The sequence below is a fragment of the Legionella brunensis genome (genome assembly GCF_001467025.1).
GTDB classification, from domain to species: Bacteria; Pseudomonadota; Gammaproteobacteria; order Legionellales; family Legionellaceae; genus Tatlockia; species Tatlockia brunensis.
In genome coordinates this window covers 470,765-485,995 of the sequence record NZ_LNXV01000029.1, presented here as the reverse complement: position 1 = coordinate 485,995, position 15,231 = coordinate 470,765, and the positions used below count along the sequence as shown (strand labels likewise).

The following is a 15,231-nucleotide window of genomic DNA, read 5'->3' as shown; positions in this document are numbered from 1 at the left end:
CTAATAATCCATTCAATAAGATAAGGAAGTTTATGACTATGCCAGTCACAGGTCAATTTTGTTGGAATGAATTAGCTACCAGTGATGTGAAAAAGGCCAAGGATTTCTATGGCAAGGTATTTGGTTGGCAGTTTGTTGATAAGAAAATGGATGATATGACTTATACTATTGCTGAATCCCATGATAAGCAATTTGCTGGTATATGGCCGATTCCTGCTGAACACCAAAAAGAAATCCCTCCTCATTGGATGGCTTATATTTTAGTTTCGGATGTAGAGGCAGCTTTAGAGAAAGCCCAACAACATGGGGCTAAAGTAATTAAAGGAGTCACTGCAGCCGGAGAAATGGGACACTTAGCCATCATTACTGATCCAACTGGTGCTCATGTTGCTTTCTGGCAACCTTCAAAATAACAGGTGTAAGTTATTAAGATAATCCGGTGCTTTATTTCCGGCCGGATTATTTATTTTACCCTCAATTGCTACGTCTGATTTTAAATCTGTTGGTTTTCTGATGTTTTCAAATCAAAAGTTTATATTCCTGAAAAAATTTGCATATTATTTGCACATTAAGGTTAATAATTTCTTAATAAATTGATCATATAATACACATATCGAAAATTAATGTGTCTGTGTGTATGAAAATTAATGCCCCTGCTTTTGAATTATTGGCAATATTTGAAAAAGAATTGAGAAAAAAAGAGTCTATTCGGTATAATTTTTCTCAAGATGTAGATCCCAATAGCCACATACGTTTGGAACAAGATGAGTCTGTTGAATATTATGCTTGGAAAATTGCCGGGGTATTTATTAAATCCCCACGCCGTTTTAATTATGACATCTCGTTAAATTGGCAAATAAGAGAGACTTACCGCATTCTGAATACCGCACTCGCTTCTTCTAATGTATCAGAGAAGGTAAAACAAGATTTACTTGCGTTAAAAACTAAACTTGAGGAAACACCTTATTTAAAAACTTTATTGTTCTATATTGACCAAGGAATTACTCCCACTCAGCTTGTAATTTCAGGTCATGGTGTCTGGTATGATAGTGATGGAGTGGTCGATCTTAAAAAGTATGACTCAACTGTAATGCTTATATCAGGAATGGGGGCAAGCCTTAGTAATGAATTGGCTAAAGATATAGAAAATAATCAATTTAATCCTGAAGAAGTGGTTGTAGTAAAAAAAGATAACGATACAGAGCCTGTATCCCATATTAATGCTTATCCTAGATTTTTTAATCGACTAACACCTGTGACTGAAGTTCCTGATTTTTGTCTTGTTGATGATAAAGAGTCTCTACCAAAGCCACGAGTGATCGAGCCCTATACAATGAGAGTGTTTTACGATCTGAAAATACATAATACAAAGAGAAACTATTTTCGTTTATCGAACGTTTTAGAGCGATTTAATGGTACAAGCCGCCTGTTTGCCTGGAGTGGATGTACTGGAGTTCGCGATGATGATGAAAATAAGTCTGGAGAGTTTTTTGGTTATCGTTGGAGTAATAAAGAGGAAGTTCGTAGTAGAAAAAGAAAGTTGCAGGAGAAAGAAGAGGACATGAATAAAAGACAAAAAACAGACCACACGGAAGAAGGCAATAACACTCAAGAAGAGGACTGTTCATGGCAGCGGACTTACTATTAGCCTTTATTAGAAGTAGAAGGATAAGCAATAGAAAATTCTATTGCTTATCCTTATCACTAAGTCTAAGCTCAAGCCACATTGCATTTAAAATTGCAAAGGTACAGGCTAATCCTGTACCTAATATCCACGAAAAATACCACATGAGTGTCTCCTAATAAGCTGTATGATTATTATGTAAGGACTCCACAGTTACCTTTCCCCGTAGCACCCGGTATACCCAAATGGTATAAATTATTACTAAAGGCAAGAAAACAGCGGTGGCTATCAGCATAATAAATAAAGTTAATTGGCTCGACGAACTATCCCAGACCGTCAAGCTTTGGTTAGGGTGAGATGAGGATGGCAAAATAAAAGGAAATAAGCTAAGGCCTACAGTTGCAATAATCCCTGTTACTGAAAGTGCGCTACAAACAAAAGCTAAAAATGCTTTTCTGATTGTAACTACCGCTAATAAAGCCGCGATAATGGCTCCTATTGGGGCGAGTAACGTAAGTGGGTAGCTTTTATAGTTTATAAACCAGGCAGCACTTTGACGAGCCACGGTCTTAAAGAGTGGATTAGAGGGGCTATCATGAGGAAGAGAACTGACTAAACTGTAACCCTCCATTCCCCAATAAAGCCATAAACCTGCAATGATAAAAAGAAGGATACTTATCAATGCGGAAGTTTTGGCAGCAGCAATTGCTCGTTGTTGAATAGGGCCTTCAGTTTTTATATTAATAAAAAAGGCTCCATGCATAGCCAACATGGTTACTGAAAGTAAGCCGCAAAGAAGGGCGAAAGGGTTTAATAATTGGAGAAAACTACCTGTGTAATAGGAACGTAAACTCTCATCGAAATGAAAAGGAACCCCTTGTAATACATTACCAATAGCAACACCGAATATTAAGGCAGGAACAAAACCACCAATAAACAAAGCACTGTCCCAAAAGTTACGCCATTGTGGATTAGATAGTTTGGAGCGATATTTAAATCCAACAGGACGTAAGATTAGAGCAAGTAAAATAACAAGCATTGCTAGATAAAAACCCGAAAAAGAAAGAGCATATAATGCTGGCCAGGCAGCAAAAATTGCTCCTCCACCTAAAATAAACCAGACTTGGTTGCCTTCCCAGACTGGTCCAATGCTATTAATTAAAACTCGTCTTTCAGGATCTGTTTTTGCTAGCCAAGGAAGCCAAATAGCCACTCCTAAATCAAAACCATCAGTCACGGCAAAGCCAATAAGTAAAAGGCCTAATAATGCCCACCATATAATGCGTAAAATTTCATAATCTAAAGGCATAGTACTCTCCTCAGTGAGCGAAGCCATCAGGGCCTAAACGGATATATTTAACCATTAAATAAATCTCAATAATGGCAAGAATGGTATAAAAAATAATAAAGCCTGAAAGAGAGGTCAGTAGTTGTGACACATCTAATGAAGAAGAACCTAATGCTGTGGGGAGAACACCTTGGACTACCCAGGGTTGACGGCCATATTCGGCAATGACCCATCCCAGCTCTGCCGCTAACCAGGGCAATGGAAGGGACCAAAAGGCGATGTGTAAATACCAGCGTGAAGTATGTAACTTTCTTTTAATAGATAAGTAAAAACCGACTGCAAATAATAAAATAAAGAAAAACCCACAGGCCACCATAATTCGGAATGAGAAAAATAAGGGTTTAACATGTGGCTTTAAGTCATTGGCAGCTTTATTAATTTGCTCTTCATTCGCATCAGTAACATTTTCAGTATATTTTTTTAATAGTAAACCATAGCCAAGATTCTTCTCATGGGCGGCGAAATCACTCTTTGCCTGTTTATCTTTTGGATTTTTTTGCAGACGTAATAAGGCATCGTAAGCAGTTATTCCATCTCGAATTTTTTCTTTGCTTTGCTCGATGAGTTCAAAAATTCCTTCTAACGGTTCGTTAATAGAGCGGGTAGCAATTAAACCCAACGCAAAGGGAATTTCAATGGCAAAATCAGTACGTCTGGTTTTCTCGTTAGGAATGCCTATGAGTGTCAAGCTTGCAGGGGCTTTTTCTGTATGCCACATTGCCTCGATTGCTGCCAATTTCATTTTTTGGTTAATGTTTGAAACATAGCCACTTTCATCACCAAGTACAACGACCGATAAAGCAGAAGCTAGCCCAAAGGAAACTGCCACAGTCATGGAACGTTTTGCGAAATCTTTATTGCGGTCACGTAGAAGAAAATATGCACTGATTGCTAAGACAAAAATTGCACCTGTAACATAACCAGCACTAATTGTATGCACAAATTTTGCCTGAGCTACGGGGTTGAAAATAACTTCTGCAAAATCAGTAACTTCCATGCGCATGGTTTGATAATCAAATCGGGCTCCTACAGGGTTTTGCATCCAACCATTGGCAATGAGAATCCAGAGTGCTGATAAATTGGTGCCTAAGGCTAGCAGCCATGTGCATGTCATGTGTTGTAGCTTAGTTAATCTATCCCAGCCAAAGAAAAATAATCCTACAAATGTCGCTTCTAAAAAAAACGCCATTAACCCTTCAAGAGCTAATGGAGCCCCGAATACGTCACCCACATAATGGGAATAATAAGCCCAGTTGGTGCCAAACTGAAACTCCATGGTTAGACCTGTAGCTACCCCTAAGACGAAATTAATTCCGAATAATACTCCCCAATACTTGACCATTTGGCGCCAAATTTCGCGGCCTGTCATGACGTACACTGTTTCCATAATAGCAAGTAAAAGAGACAGACCTAGCGTTAGTGGAACAAACAAGAAATGATAAAGTGCTGTTAGAGCAAATTGTAGGCGGGAGAGATCAACTACATCACTACCTGGAATCATAAATCACCTCGATGGCTAGGTTATTAACTTTAGGACTTACAGAAATTCCAATCTCTTAAAAAATGTTTTAATGCGGTTGCTAGTTTATCTAAACGCCCTTATTAAAAATATCTTTTGCTTCAAATTTGGAATTTTGTATAAGTTCTGAGTTTTTCGGGTTTGCAGTTGTATCAGATTGCAAATTGGAACCCAACAACCATTGCTGTGTATTTTTTACAGGTTTTTGAATGTCTTTAAAGCAAATAAACCATAAAAGAAAAAATAAGGCGAATTTGACTGACAATGTTAGAAGAATATCACGAGTCAGGGGTTTCATAGCTTGCTGTCCCGATAAAACATGCCGTTGTATCTTAACGCAAAATGGTTCGTTAAACCAGCCAGTGAATCTATCAAATTTCCATGCAACTTCTTCGTAAACTTGCAGCAAGCAAGTTCGGAAAGAAGTTGTTTCCAAGGAAATCTTGAAGTTATAAATGCTAAAAAAGCAGCAATTTTCAAGTCATTCGCAATATTTATGTCAACTACACTGCTTCTAAAATGGCTGCAACGCCCATTCCTCCTGCAGTACAAATTGAAATTAGTCCTCGTCCTTTCCCATTTTGATGCAAAATTTTAGCAAGGTTAATGACTATACGCGCACCAGTTGCTGCAAACGGATGGCCAAGTGCAAGACTACCACCTTTAATATTCATTTTGTCTCTATCAATAGAGCCAAGTGAATGCTCGCGATTGAGGACGCGCTTACAGTACTCTGCGGATTCCCACGCTTTTAAGGTACAAAGTACTTGGCCTGCAAAAGCTTCGTGAATTTCATAAAAATCGAAATCTTGAAGTTCTAGCTTGTTACGTTTTAATAATTCACTGACTGCAATCGTTGGAGCCATTAATAAACCTTCACCATGGACAAAGTCAACAGCTGCCACTTGCGCATCAACGAAACGAGCTAAAAGAGGATAATTGTATTGATTAGCAATAGTTTCACTGACTAAATAGACTGCGGAAGAGCCATCTGTCAGTGGCGTGCTGTTACCAGCGGTTAAACTACCTTCGCTACTCTTATCAAAGGAGGTTTTTAATTTTGCTAATTTTTCAATTGTGGTATCCGATCGTAAGATTCCATCGCGTTTTGATCCCATGTATTCAACAACAAGATCATCATAGAAGCCTTCTTCATAGGCTTTGGAAGCGGATTGATGGCTTCTAAGCGCTAACTTATCTTGTTCTAACCGGGAAATATGCCACTCTTTAACCATTTTTTCAGTATGTTCGCCCATTGATAAGCCAGTGCGGGGTTCAACAACTGTAGGGAGCACGGGTTTAAAATCTTTAGGGCGAAAAGAGGCTATGAATTTTAATTTATCTAAAAAGTTTTTTGCTTCATTTAATTGAATTAACTTACGAGCAAAGCTGTGGCGAAAAAGAAGAGGGATATCGCTATTAGTATCTACCCCGGCTGCAATGCCATCCTCAATTTGGTAATTCGCAATTTTAAGGGCGATTTGCAGGGTGGTTTCCAGGCTGGTTCCACAGGCTCGTTGTAACGTGTAAGCAGGAGTATGCGGGTTAAGCTCAGTGCCTAGAACGCATTCTCGTGCAAGATTCCAGTTTGAAGAGTTATTAATAACAGCCCCTAGTCCCACATCACCAATAATTCTTTGTTCAAGCTTCATTTTTTTTACAAGGGCTTGCAATGATGTAATCATCAAGTCTTGCGTAGAAACTTGTTTATAAACCGTCATGGATTTGACAAAGGGGGTGCGAATGCCCCCCGCAATGTAAACAGGTCTTGTTTTCATTAAGGATATCCTTATCTCTATAACTTAATTAATCAAAGAATCATTTCATGGCAGTCAAGAATATACAACAACTTCAGGCAACTCAGAATGATAATCTTGATGATCGGTTTGAGAGCCTCGTTTTTGCCCAAGCAATTGCGGGATATTATCCATGACTTCATTAACACGAGAGAGGGTATAAATCCGTTGAGGATTGGTCTTGGCGAAGATCCCATTGCCAAAAAAGATTTTGTGATAATTAGTATTATCAGGATCGCCATAATCAAAAACAATGGGTTGTTGCCCATAGGCTGTTTGTAGTAATGAGGCGATATAGGCTTCTAGAACCTGGGTTTGTTCATCACTCAAATCTTTCCTATCAAAGCGGCCAGAGACTAAATAAGCCTGCAAAAAACCTTGTCTTTGGCACAAATAACCTGCATAAAATACTGAACCATCATACTCTTGTTCAGGGATGGTCAAAGAAGGGTGGCCGTATCTATCCCTGGGGTTTAAGAAAGTATGCAGAGTTTCATTAAAGGTGTCTTTTAGTCCAAAGTATCCATACTCTTCTTGGTAAGCATTTTTTACTCCAGTGGCTAAAATAAAATCAGTTCTTAAAACCCATATGCGTTTTTCTAATGGCTTTAGGGGGAATTTTATTTGTTCAATGTTCTCAAATGCCGGATTAATACATCCTTCATTGTCATATTTATATTTAGGTTTAATCGGGGCTATATATTTACAAATATACTGTTGTGCTCCGATATAATTAAGAGCGACTAAAGCAAATTTTTTTGCTTCAGAGATGGATTTTTCATCGTAGATTCGACAAATTTTGGTATCTGGAAAGGGTTTATCTGCAAAGAAGAGTGCGGAGTCTTCATCATCTTGTTTACCAGGCAATGTGTCATAAAAAATAACAGATTGTTGACCATAGGTTTGTGTGAACTTTAATGTTAAATAACTCTCGACAATTGTTCTTTGCTCCGTCGATAAGGGTTCAACACCTTCGCTGGTTCTACTATGCCTATTAAAACGGCCTGAGGATAAAAATATTTCCAAATAACTGTCGCGTTGGCAAATAAAGCCAGCATAAAGAACTTGCCCGTCATACTGATTATCAGGAGTTGCCAAGGAAGTGTGGCCATACCTGTCTTCCCAATTGATAAAGTCATGATTTTTACTGGCAAAAGCTTTTTTTAGACCCTGATAGCCATACTCTTGGTATGCATTCTTAATGCCTGTTGCAAGTATTAAATCGCGCCGTAAAACAAATAGCCGTTTTTCATTAGTCAGTAGAGGGTAGGTAATTTCCTCAATTGATTGAAAAGCAGGATTTACTCCTGATTCATTGACATAAGAGTATTTAGGAGGAACTGCACTAACATATCGTCGAATATATGCTCTAAAGAAAAACTCAAGTGAAGAAGAATCTAATTGCACATTAGGGTTCGATATTTTCATTTGTGACAACCTTTCTGGATACCTTAAAAGAAACGATGATTCAGTTTCTTTTTAAGATGGAATTCAGTGATAGATCAGTGATTACCATTGAATTATCAATTAAAGCGCTTATTGGCGGCGCCAGTGTTGGGAGCCTGGACACTGGTGTTGGTGGCTGATAAATAGATTAGCGCTTATTCACTATCTTTTTCTTGCCCAACCCGGAAAACAGTGTCCAGGTTGCGCATCATTCGCTGAAGAAGTATTTGGTTCATAATTTATATTTTAAGAATTAAAAATGCTTTCTTAGATTTAATTATGAGCAGTATGTATCTGAAAATAATAAGATGTCAATAGGTCTTTGCTTTTAATTGCATTGTCAGGTTGTTAATTCTAACAATAGCAAGAGATGGCTTGGCTCCCGCGGCAAAGACCACGTGCAGGGGTATTATGTTGTAGATCATATCTTAGAATAGACGTCTAAGCGTTTGTATTGATTTAGTTGTTCCGAATAATTTTTGCTTCAATTTCTTTCTTCATAACGATAATTGTAATGCGACGATTACCAGGGTTTAATGGATTACTCTTATCCAGTAAAACGGTTGAAGCATAGCCTATCACTTGCATCACTTTATCTTCCGGCATACCTGCTTTGACAAGTGCACGGCGTGCTGTGTTTGCTCTTTGGGTGGACAACTCCCAGTTGCTTTGGTTCAAATCTTCGGGATTATGATAAGGGTGGGCGTCTGTATGACCCTGGATGCTGATTTTGTTAGGTACGCTAATTAATATTTTTGCTATTTTATTAAGGAGTTGTTCGACATCAGGATCTATTTCATCGCTGCCCATACCAAACATAGGTTTGTTTTTATTATCAATCAATTGAATTCGTAAACCATCAGAAACGATATCTATCAAGAGTTGTTTTTTTAACTCTGCCAATGCCGGATCTTGAGTTATCGTGGACATGACTTGAGTTTTTAGATCTTCTAATTGTTTTATTTCCTGTTTTTCTTCAGTGGCTTGATTACCGGCTTTAACTTGGCCGTCTTTCTTTTTGATGTCCTCACCACCACCATTAATAGTTTTTTTTCTTGCTCCCATGCTATCACCGCCAATTAGTGCAATGCGCAAGGGTTGCTTAAAGTACTCCGCTAAACCATCTTTTTGTGCTTTATTAAGAGAGGCAAGTAGCCACATTAATAAAAAAAATGCCATCATTGCGGTAACAAAATCGGCATAAGCAATCTTCCAGGAACCTCCATGTGCCCCCTCATGATTTTTGGTGACTTTTTTAATAATAACCAAATTTTTTTCACTATTTGCTGACATAGGGGTTCTCTAAGCTGCTTCTGGCGTCTCTTGTTTGACTGGTTTAATTTCTTCATTGAGTTCGTTGAAAGAGGGTCTGGCTGTTGAAAATAAAACTTTGCGACCAAATTCAGTGGCAATAATAGGTGGATAATTATGAGCACTGGCTAATAAGGTTACTTTGACGCAATTCAACATCAGGATAAACTCATTGCCGCGTTGTTCTAGGGCGGTGGCAAGCGGGCCGATAAAGCCATAACCTAGTAAAATCCCTAAAAAAGTCCCTACTAATGCTTGTGCTACCAAGACTCCTAATTCGGAGGGGGGCAGGTTTATTGATTCCATAGAGTGTACAACGCCTAGAACGGCAGCAACAATTCCAAAGGCTGGCATACCATCAGCTAATTTAGTAATGGCGTTGACAGGAATAGATTCTTCTTGATGATAAGTAGTAATTTCACTTTCCATCAGCGATTCAAGCTGAAATGGTTGCATGTTGGAGGTTATCATTAAGCGCAAATAATCACAGAGAAACTCAATAAGATGGGATTGAGCCAGGATGCGTGGATATTTGCTAAAAATGGGGCTGTTTGCTGGATCATCCACATCGGATTCTAAGGACATAAAACCCTCTTGTCGCCCTTTATTTAGTAAGGCATACAAAAGGCCTAAGAGGTCTTTGTATAAGATTTTGGCTGATTTGGGGCTCTTAAATAGGGTAGGTATTGCTTTGGCAATGGATTTTAAGACGCTAAAGCTATTACCTACCACGAGAGAACCGATGGCGGCACCTGCAATAATTAAAAATTCCACAGGTTGTATAATTGCCGCCAAATGTCCGCCAGCTAATGCAAATCCACCAAAAACTGAGAGTAGGATTATAAAATATCCAAGTAAAATAAGCATTTATGTCCCTATCTTGTTGTTGATGATTAAGATACAAGGGAAATTATCTGTTATTCAACAGATAGTTATTAATTTCATAAGAATTATTTCAAATAGTCATGAACAACCCGTCCATAAGGAAGTGTTAAGTCAGATACGAAATGAACGCCACTAATAACTTTCTTCACTGGCAACTTGGCTACAGGTGCCAAGGCATGATGAAAAAGCTCTAATTGTGCGGGCCCTGTCCATGCGCCTTTAATGGCTACATCCTCAAGATAATACTCAACTAATTCACAAATTCGTGTGCTGCCATCAACATGGGGGATTACTTTTAAAAGATAATTAGGTGTGCCTAAAGCAGCGGCAACTTTTTTAAGATCGAGTTTTTCATATTTATATCCCATGGTGGCTGTAGCAATTCGGTTACAGCCATAATCCAAGGTACCAAGAAGTGTTTCTTTTTCAATTCTAAGGGCAGGCTGAGCGAGTTTTTTAGGGAAGCCCCAGATTTCACGGCCACCTGCGATAGGGGGGTGATCATCAAGATACATGGCATGACTGTATCCTCCCTCTTTGCCTTGATAACGAACGGGAATAACCTGACCCGATTCGGTATAATCCCCAAATCCAGTTGAGTCAGGCATTCGAATGACTTCAAATTTTACCAATGGTTCGGTGACTTCTAAAGGGGTAGGGACTACCTCGCGAAGTAAATCTAAATCTGTTTCATAAGTAATAATTAAATATTCACGATTAATAAAACGGTATGGGCCACGAGGATAAGAAGGACTGCAGAATGGCATAGCAAAGGCTTTTTCTTTAATTTGTGACTCATTCATCTTTAGAACTCCTGTAATTTGAGTAGAGAATATTTACCCCACGACCTATCTAAATTGCTACATGTAACCTTAGAGAACCTTCGTAGCATTATCTGCAGATGCATTGCAAGGAAGTATTTTTAGACATTCGTTTTTTTGTAATAAAATTACTCCATGTACCAGCCATGGCTGACAACCAAGGATTGTCCTGTTAAGGCATTTGAAGCAAAAGAAGCAAAAAACAGTGCGGTTTGTGCCACATCATCAGTGGTTGTGAACTCACCATCGACAGTATCTTTAAGCATGATTTTTTTGATGACTTCTTCTTCGCTAATGTGAAGTTCTTTTGCCTGCTCAGGTATCTGCTTGTCAACTAATGGTGTACGGACAAAACCTGGGCAAATAACATTCGCTCGTACTCCGTGAGCCGCACCTTCTTTAGCAACTACCTTGCATAAACCAAGCAAGCCATGTTTCGCTGTTACATAAGGAGCTTTCAATAAAGATGCTTCTTTGGAATGTACAGAGCCCATATAAATAATGCTGCCACCTTTATTAGAGGAGTACATATGCTTTAAGCAAGCTCTAGTTGTTAAAAAAGCGCCATCCAAATGGATTGCCAGCATTTTTTTCCAGTCTGCAAATGACAGTTTATCAACAGCTTCAATAATTTGAATCCCAGCGTTGCTAACAAGTACGTCAACTCCACCATAATTACTAGCAACTGAGTCAACGCCTGCGTTTACTTGTCCTTCATCGGTGACATTCATTGCCACGGCCATGGCTTGCCCGCCCATTGACTGAATTTCATCGGCGGCTTGTTGAGCTTGATTAAGATTGAGGTCGGCAATTGCTACTTTTGCACCTTCCCGAGCATAAACAATAGCAATTTCTTTCCCAATTCCACTGGCGGCTCCAGTAACTATAGCTACTTTATTTTTTAATCGCATGGTACTTTCCTTGTATTGAATTATTGTTACCAGTATAACAATGAGTTTTCCATTTTGCCTCAATAACTTCATAGTGTACACAGACCTATAATCAAGACAAAATGGATGAACTTTGAAATTATTACTTGTAAATTAGTAATAATAATAGTAGCCGTTTCTATAGTACCAATTTCTCCTGTCTTGTTCTCGACCTATTTGGTGACCGATTAATGCGCCAGCTCCAGCACCAATGGCAGTTCCCAACGCATCGCCACCACTGACTGCATATCCTATGCCAGCACCTGCAGCAGCTCCGGTTGCCGTACCTACCTGGGTTGCAGTACATGAAACTAATCCAGTGGTCGATAACCCCAAGAAAAACATAACATAAATTACTCTTTTCATGGTTAAGCTCCTCTTGAAAGTAGTTCCTTCACTAGAGATATTAGTACAAAAAACATTCAATTGCTTAAAAATAAACCATTTCTATCAGAGGCGTTAATAAGAAAAATTTAATCTAGATGCAAGGCAACTGCGTTCTATAATCTATACTTAAAAAGTAGTGAATGGATGCACTGTAATAAGAAGTAGGTAGGGAAATCTATGAAAGGAAAACATCACGGAATAGACTTTGAGTGTTTGTCTCAAAAATGTAACGGCAAATATGTTGGAGCATACCTCCTCATTTTTCATCATGATCAATACACCTATGTGGTAAAAAAATCCGTAGGAAAAACATTTTCTACGCAAAAAGAGGCAGAAATAAAAGCCATGGAATTAGCGAAGCATCAAATTGAAAAGGGACTTTTTTAGAAGTTGCTGCTTCCTGACAATTAGGTATTAGGATTGATGAATAGCTATTTGTAGGTAATTTACTTACAAAAGATTAAAGATGAAACTTTTCTGAAGCTATTTGATGACCTTATATTTTAAGGAATATAGTTGGGTTTCTTCCTTTGCGCTTGAGAAATTATCAATCCCCCAGTAGTATTGGCAAATCAATTTTGGAAAAAGAGGGGCGCTATGTTTCGTGGTAGTATAGTGGCACTAGCTACACCTATGAAGGATGATACAATTGACATCACGTCCTTGCGTGAGTTAGTAGAATTTCATATTGCAGCAGGAACTCATGCTATTGTTGCTGCAGGCACTACTGGTGAAGCAGGAACTCTCTCCCACCAAGAAAAACTGTTAGTAATTAAAACCGTAGTAGATCAAGCTCGAGAGCGCATTCCGGTTATCGCAGGTACTGCGTTAAATAGTACGAAAGAATGTATTGCTTTAACTCAGGAGGCGATGGAGTGTGGTGTGCATGCTGCTCTCATTATGACTCCCGCCTATATTAAGCCGACGCAAGAGGGACTTTATCAGCACTATAGTCATATAGCACATGCAGTAGCTATTCCTATTATTTTGTATAACGTTCCAAGTCGTACAGCTTGCGATTTAATGCCTGAAACTGTTGCCAGACTGGCAAAGATTTCCAATATTATTGGGATCAAAGAGGCAACTGGGCAAATGACAAGATTGCAGCAAATATTGCGTTTATGCGAAGGCCTTGATGTTTACAGCGGTGATGACGTAACTGCCGCCCAGTGGGTTTTAGCGGGAGCAAAAGGGGTTATATCAGTCACAGCTAATGTAGCAGCAAGACAGATGGCAAAATTAGCTGATGCTGCCTTTGATAACGATCATGCGGGTTGTTTGCGGATTAATGAACAATTGATGCCACTCCATCAGTTGTTATTCGTGGAGTCAAATCCTATTCCGGTAAAATGGGCTTTAAGCAAAATGGGCTTAGTGCAAGACGAACTGCGATTACCACTAACATCTTTATCTCAGGAACATCACCAGGCTTTGGAACAGGTATTAAGAAACTTGCAATTAATTTAGTAAGTTTGAATATAAGAAAATTGGTAATTTTTATGCCAAACTCATGTTATTAACGAGGGAAAATTGTTGTGAAAAAAATTGGTTTTATAATTCTTTCGGTATCACTTTTATCTGCATGCTCAAATTATGCTAGTAACGGGGAAGCACAATATTTACGTAGCAAGAACGGCCCAACGGTAGTAGTTCCTCCACCATTAACCGATAGTAATATTAGCCATTTTTATGATTTGCCAGCGCAAACTCAAAATGCGCGTGTAAGTATTGCACCACCTTCAGACTCAACAATTAATGAACCAGCGACATAATTTTTAAAGTAAAGGGTTGACTTATGGCGACAGAATCAGACGAGTTAATAGTTATCCAGGAACTATCCACGCGCTTGGTTGAGGCACAACGAACGATACGTATCTTGGATAGTATTAAATGGGATGATTCCGTAAAGCAGGATTTTTTGGCAAAAAAGGGACAAAGTTTACCTAAAATAGACAGAGATTATTATCTCGAAAAACCTTTGCCGTTTGATGCTGCTGAAAAACAGGATGAGTTTCGTTTAATTTTGCGTGATGCGCAAAATCAGCTTGGGCAATACTCCCCAGTTACTCGTTTAATTAAACGGCAATGTGAAGAGTATGCTCGCGCTGTCCAAATGTTAGATGTACGCGGAACACCTGCTTTTTGCGAGTTGGCCATGGAGCTTTATGGAAGCCCAAATGATGCTTTTTATTCAGGTGGGCCACGATTGTCTGAGTTAGGGACGCTTTTGTTTGATGTACTAACAGCGCTTGAAGTACAACTGAAGTCAGAAGCAGATGTCAAACGCCATACCCCTCAAAAGGCACAAGAGTTGTTACAGGAGCGACTTAGTCAATTTTTTGTTCAGCATCCGGGTAAAGTCACTGTGATGGTCAGTGATGATATGGTCGCTGATGCTTCGGCTGGAGCTGATTCTATTAAACTAAGCCAACAAGCTATGTTTAGTGATCGCGATCTTAAGTATCTTGAAGTTCATGAGGGTTGGGTTCATGTGGGGACAACACTTAATGGCGCCACGCAACCTTATTGTTTCTTTCTCTCAAAAGGTTCTCCTTCAAGCAGCGTAATTCAAGAGGGGCTTGCGGTAATTACAGAAATTGTAACCTTCTCATCTTATCCTGCTCGTGTTCGTAAAATTACTAATCGTGTCATTGCTTTGGATAAAGTAAGACAGGGTGCAAATTTTATTGATATTTATCGATATTTTATCGAATGTGGTTTGACTGAAGACGACAGTTATAATCACACTGTGCGCGTATTTCGTGGTAGTACTCCGGAAGGGGGGCCTTTTACGAAAGACTTGGCTTATGCCAAAGGATTTTTGCTGATATACAATTACATGCGGTTTGCTATTAGCCAGCGCCGGATTGATTCTATACCGCTACTTTTTACAGGTAAGTTGGTTCTTGATGACTTACCTCTTCTTGGTGAATTAAAAGAACGTGGTCTCTTAGCTCCGCCTGTTTATTTGCCACCACCGTTTCAAGATCTGGCAGCACTCAGTGCATGGATGAGCTTCTCCTTATTTCTAAATAAATTTAGCCTTACCGAAATTCAAAAAAACTTTCGTTTTTTATTGGTGTAGTTGAGGGCACGTCCTAGGTTTGGTAATTTTATTTGAGGACCATCAGGCTCTGTTTTGCATTGCTATTTTAGTCATAAAAG

18 protein-coding genes are annotated in these 15,231 nt (G+C 39.0%); 7 read left to right on the top strand and 11 right to left on the bottom strand.

Translation table 11 applies throughout. From position 1 onward, the window contains the following. Positions 1 to 32: 32 nt before the first annotated feature. Together Lbru_RS10925 and Lbru_RS10920 are read left to right on the top strand one after the other, a co-directional pair. A complete protein-coding gene (locus tag Lbru_RS10925) occupies positions 33 to 413 on the top strand; it encodes a VOC family protein (protein ID WP_058442161.1) in 381 nt (126 codons plus the stop codon). Positions 414 to 637: 224 nt separating this feature from the next. Further along, complete coding sequence (locus Lbru_RS10920) at positions 638 to 1,648, top strand: DUF6863 domain-containing protein (protein WP_058442160.1); 1,011 nt, start codon at positions 638 to 640, stop codon at positions 1,646 to 1,648. A gap of 37 nt (positions 1,649 to 1,685) precedes the next feature. On the opposite strand, the gene cydX is transcribed toward Lbru_RS10920, so the two are convergent. The 6 genes from cydX to Lbru_RS10890 all read right to left on the bottom strand — a co-directional run bounded on the left by cydX (position 1,686) and on the right by Lbru_RS10890 (position 7,715). Continuing rightward, positions 1,686 to 1,790 carry a cytochrome bd-I oxidase subunit CydX gene (gene cydX, locus Lbru_RS10915; protein WP_058442159.1) on the bottom strand — a complete coding sequence of 35 codons (105 nt, stop codon included), beginning with the start codon at positions 1,788 to 1,790 and terminating at the stop codon, positions 1,686 to 1,688. A gap of 9 nt (positions 1,791 to 1,799) precedes the next feature. Further along, positions 1,800 to 2,933, bottom strand: coding sequence for a cytochrome d ubiquinol oxidase subunit II (gene cydB, locus Lbru_RS10910; RefSeq protein WP_058442158.1), 1,134 nt, complete (start codon positions 2,931 to 2,933; stop codon positions 1,800 to 1,802). Positions 2,934 to 2,943: 10 nt separating this feature from the next. Then, on the bottom strand, positions 2,944 to 4,473 hold the full coding sequence (locus Lbru_RS10905) for a cytochrome ubiquinol oxidase subunit I (protein WP_058442157.1): 1,530 nt from the start codon (positions 4,471 to 4,473) through the stop codon (positions 2,944 to 2,946). Between the two features lie 88 nt (positions 4,474 to 4,561). Then, positions 4,562 to 4,927 carry a cytochrome oxidase putative small subunit CydP gene (gene cydP / locus Lbru_RS10900; protein ID WP_131793478.1) on the bottom strand — a complete coding sequence of 122 codons (366 nt, stop codon included), beginning with the start codon at positions 4,925 to 4,927 and terminating at the stop codon, positions 4,562 to 4,564. A 67-nt stretch (positions 4,928 to 4,994) separates the two neighbouring features. Further along, a complete protein-coding gene (locus Lbru_RS10895; protein ID WP_058442155.1) occupies positions 4,995 to 6,269 on the bottom strand; it encodes an acetyl-CoA C-acetyltransferase in 1,275 nt (424 codons plus the stop codon). A 54-nt stretch (positions 6,270 to 6,323) separates the two neighbouring features. Continuing rightward, positions 6,324 to 7,715 (bottom strand): hypothetical protein, encoded by a 1,392-nt coding sequence (locus Lbru_RS10890; protein ID WP_065235458.1) that lies wholly within the window; start codon positions 7,713 to 7,715, stop codon positions 6,324 to 6,326. Between the two features lie 2 nt (positions 7,716 to 7,717). On the opposite strand from Lbru_RS10890, the gene Lbru_RS17225 reads away from it, so the two are divergent. Next, on the top strand, positions 7,718 to 7,873 hold the full coding sequence (locus tag Lbru_RS17225; protein ID WP_157061508.1) for a hypothetical protein: 156 nt from the start codon (positions 7,718 to 7,720) through the stop codon (positions 7,871 to 7,873). Between the two features lie 319 nt (positions 7,874 to 8,192). Here Lbru_RS17225 and motB read toward each other — a convergent pair whose 3' ends face one another. From motB to Lbru_RS10865, 5 genes are all read right to left on the bottom strand, one after another. Continuing rightward, on the bottom strand, positions 8,193 to 9,026 hold the full coding sequence (gene motB / locus Lbru_RS10885; RefSeq protein WP_058442154.1) for a flagellar motor protein MotB: 834 nt from the start codon (positions 9,024 to 9,026) through the stop codon (positions 8,193 to 8,195). Positions 9,027 to 9,035: 9 nt separating this feature from the next. After that, positions 9,036 to 9,911 (bottom strand): flagellar motor stator protein MotA, encoded by an 876-nt coding sequence (gene motA / locus Lbru_RS10880; protein WP_058442153.1) that lies wholly within the window; start codon positions 9,909 to 9,911, stop codon positions 9,036 to 9,038. A gap of 83 nt (positions 9,912 to 9,994) precedes the next feature. After that, a complete protein-coding gene (locus tag Lbru_RS10875; RefSeq protein ID WP_058442152.1) occupies positions 9,995 to 10,732 on the bottom strand; it encodes an acetoacetate decarboxylase in 738 nt (245 codons plus the stop codon). 146 nt (positions 10,733 to 10,878) lie between these two features. Beyond that, the gene (locus Lbru_RS10870; RefSeq protein ID WP_058442151.1) at positions 10,879 to 11,661 is read right to left on the bottom strand and encodes a 3-hydroxybutyrate dehydrogenase; all 783 of its coding nucleotides are present in this window, start codon (positions 11,659 to 11,661) and stop codon (positions 10,879 to 10,881) included. Positions 11,662 to 11,793: 132 nt separating this feature from the next. Then, complete coding sequence (locus Lbru_RS10865) at positions 11,794 to 12,045, bottom strand: glycine zipper domain-containing protein (protein WP_058442150.1); 252 nt, start codon at positions 12,043 to 12,045, stop codon at positions 11,794 to 11,796. Positions 12,046 to 12,243: 198 nt separating this feature from the next. Here Lbru_RS10865 and Lbru_RS10860 point away from each other — a divergent pair, with 198 nt between their 5' ends. The 4 genes from Lbru_RS10860 to Lbru_RS10845 all read left to right on the top strand — a co-directional run bounded on the left by Lbru_RS10860 (position 12,244) and on the right by Lbru_RS10845 (position 15,151). Then, complete coding sequence (locus Lbru_RS10860; protein WP_058442149.1) at positions 12,244 to 12,453, top strand: hypothetical protein; 210 nt, start codon at positions 12,244 to 12,246, stop codon at positions 12,451 to 12,453. A 210-nt stretch (positions 12,454 to 12,663) separates the two neighbouring features. Next, positions 12,664 to 13,533 (top strand): 4-hydroxy-tetrahydrodipicolinate synthase, encoded by an 870-nt coding sequence (dapA, locus tag Lbru_RS10855; protein ID WP_058442148.1) that lies wholly within the window; start codon positions 12,664 to 12,666, stop codon positions 13,531 to 13,533. A gap of 68 nt (positions 13,534 to 13,601) precedes the next feature. Beyond that, positions 13,602 to 13,838, top strand: coding sequence for a hypothetical protein (locus Lbru_RS10850; protein ID WP_058442147.1), 237 nt, complete (start codon positions 13,602 to 13,604; stop codon positions 13,836 to 13,838). Positions 13,839 to 13,861: 23 nt separating this feature from the next. After that, positions 13,862 to 15,151: a flavohemoglobin expression-modulating QEGLA motif protein gene (locus Lbru_RS10845; RefSeq protein ID WP_058442146.1), complete on the top strand. Its 1,290-nt coding sequence runs from the start codon at positions 13,862 to 13,864 to the stop codon at positions 15,149 to 15,151. The last annotated feature ends 80 nt before the right edge of the window (positions 15,152 to 15,231 follow it).

Bases quoted from the DNA above. Each gene is read 5' to 3' on its own strand.
- Lbru_RS10925 (WP_058442161.1), top strand. From the start codon at position 33: ATGACTATGCCAGTCACAGGTCAATTTTGTTGGAATGAATTAGCTACC.
- Lbru_RS10920 (WP_058442160.1), top strand. From the start codon at position 638: ATGAAAATTAATGCCCCTGCTTTTGAATTATTGGCAATATTTGAAAAA.
- cydX (WP_058442159.1), bottom strand. From the start codon at position 1,790: ATGTGGTATTTTTCGTGGATATTAGGTACAGGATTAGCCTGTACCTTT.
- cydB (WP_058442158.1), bottom strand. From the start codon at position 2,933: ATGCCTTTAGATTATGAAATTTTACGCATTATATGGTGGGCATTATTA.
- Lbru_RS10905 (WP_058442157.1), bottom strand. From the start codon at position 4,473: ATGATTCCAGGTAGTGATGTAGTTGATCTCTCCCGCCTACAATTTGCT.
- Lbru_RS10895 (WP_058442155.1), bottom strand. From the start codon at position 6,269: ATGAAAACAAGACCTGTTTACATTGCGGGGGGCATTCGCACCCCCTTT.
- Lbru_RS10890 (WP_065235458.1), bottom strand. From the start codon at position 7,715: ATGAAAATATCGAACCCTAATGTGCAATTAGATTCTTCTTCACTTGAG.
- motB (WP_058442154.1), bottom strand. From the start codon at position 9,026: ATGTCAGCAAATAGTGAAAAAAATTTGGTTATTATTAAAAAAGTCACC.
- motA (WP_058442153.1), bottom strand. From the start codon at position 9,911: ATGCTTATTTTACTTGGATATTTTATAATCCTACTCTCAGTTTTTGGT.
- Lbru_RS10875 (WP_058442152.1), bottom strand. From the start codon at position 10,732: ATGAATGAGTCACAAATTAAAGAAAAAGCCTTTGCTATGCCATTCTGC.
- Lbru_RS10870 (WP_058442151.1), bottom strand. From the start codon at position 11,661: ATGCGATTAAAAAATAAAGTAGCTATAGTTACTGGAGCCGCCAGTGGA.
- Lbru_RS10865 (WP_058442150.1), bottom strand. From the start codon at position 12,045: ATGAAAAGAGTAATTTATGTTATGTTTTTCTTGGGGTTATCGACCACT.
- Lbru_RS10860 (WP_058442149.1), top strand. From the start codon at position 12,244: ATGAAAGGAAAACATCACGGAATAGACTTTGAGTGTTTGTCTCAAAAA.
- dapA (WP_058442148.1), top strand. From the start codon at position 12,664: ATGTTTCGTGGTAGTATAGTGGCACTAGCTACACCTATGAAGGATGAT.
- Lbru_RS10845 (WP_058442146.1), top strand. From the start codon at position 13,862: ATGGCGACAGAATCAGACGAGTTAATAGTTATCCAGGAACTATCCACG.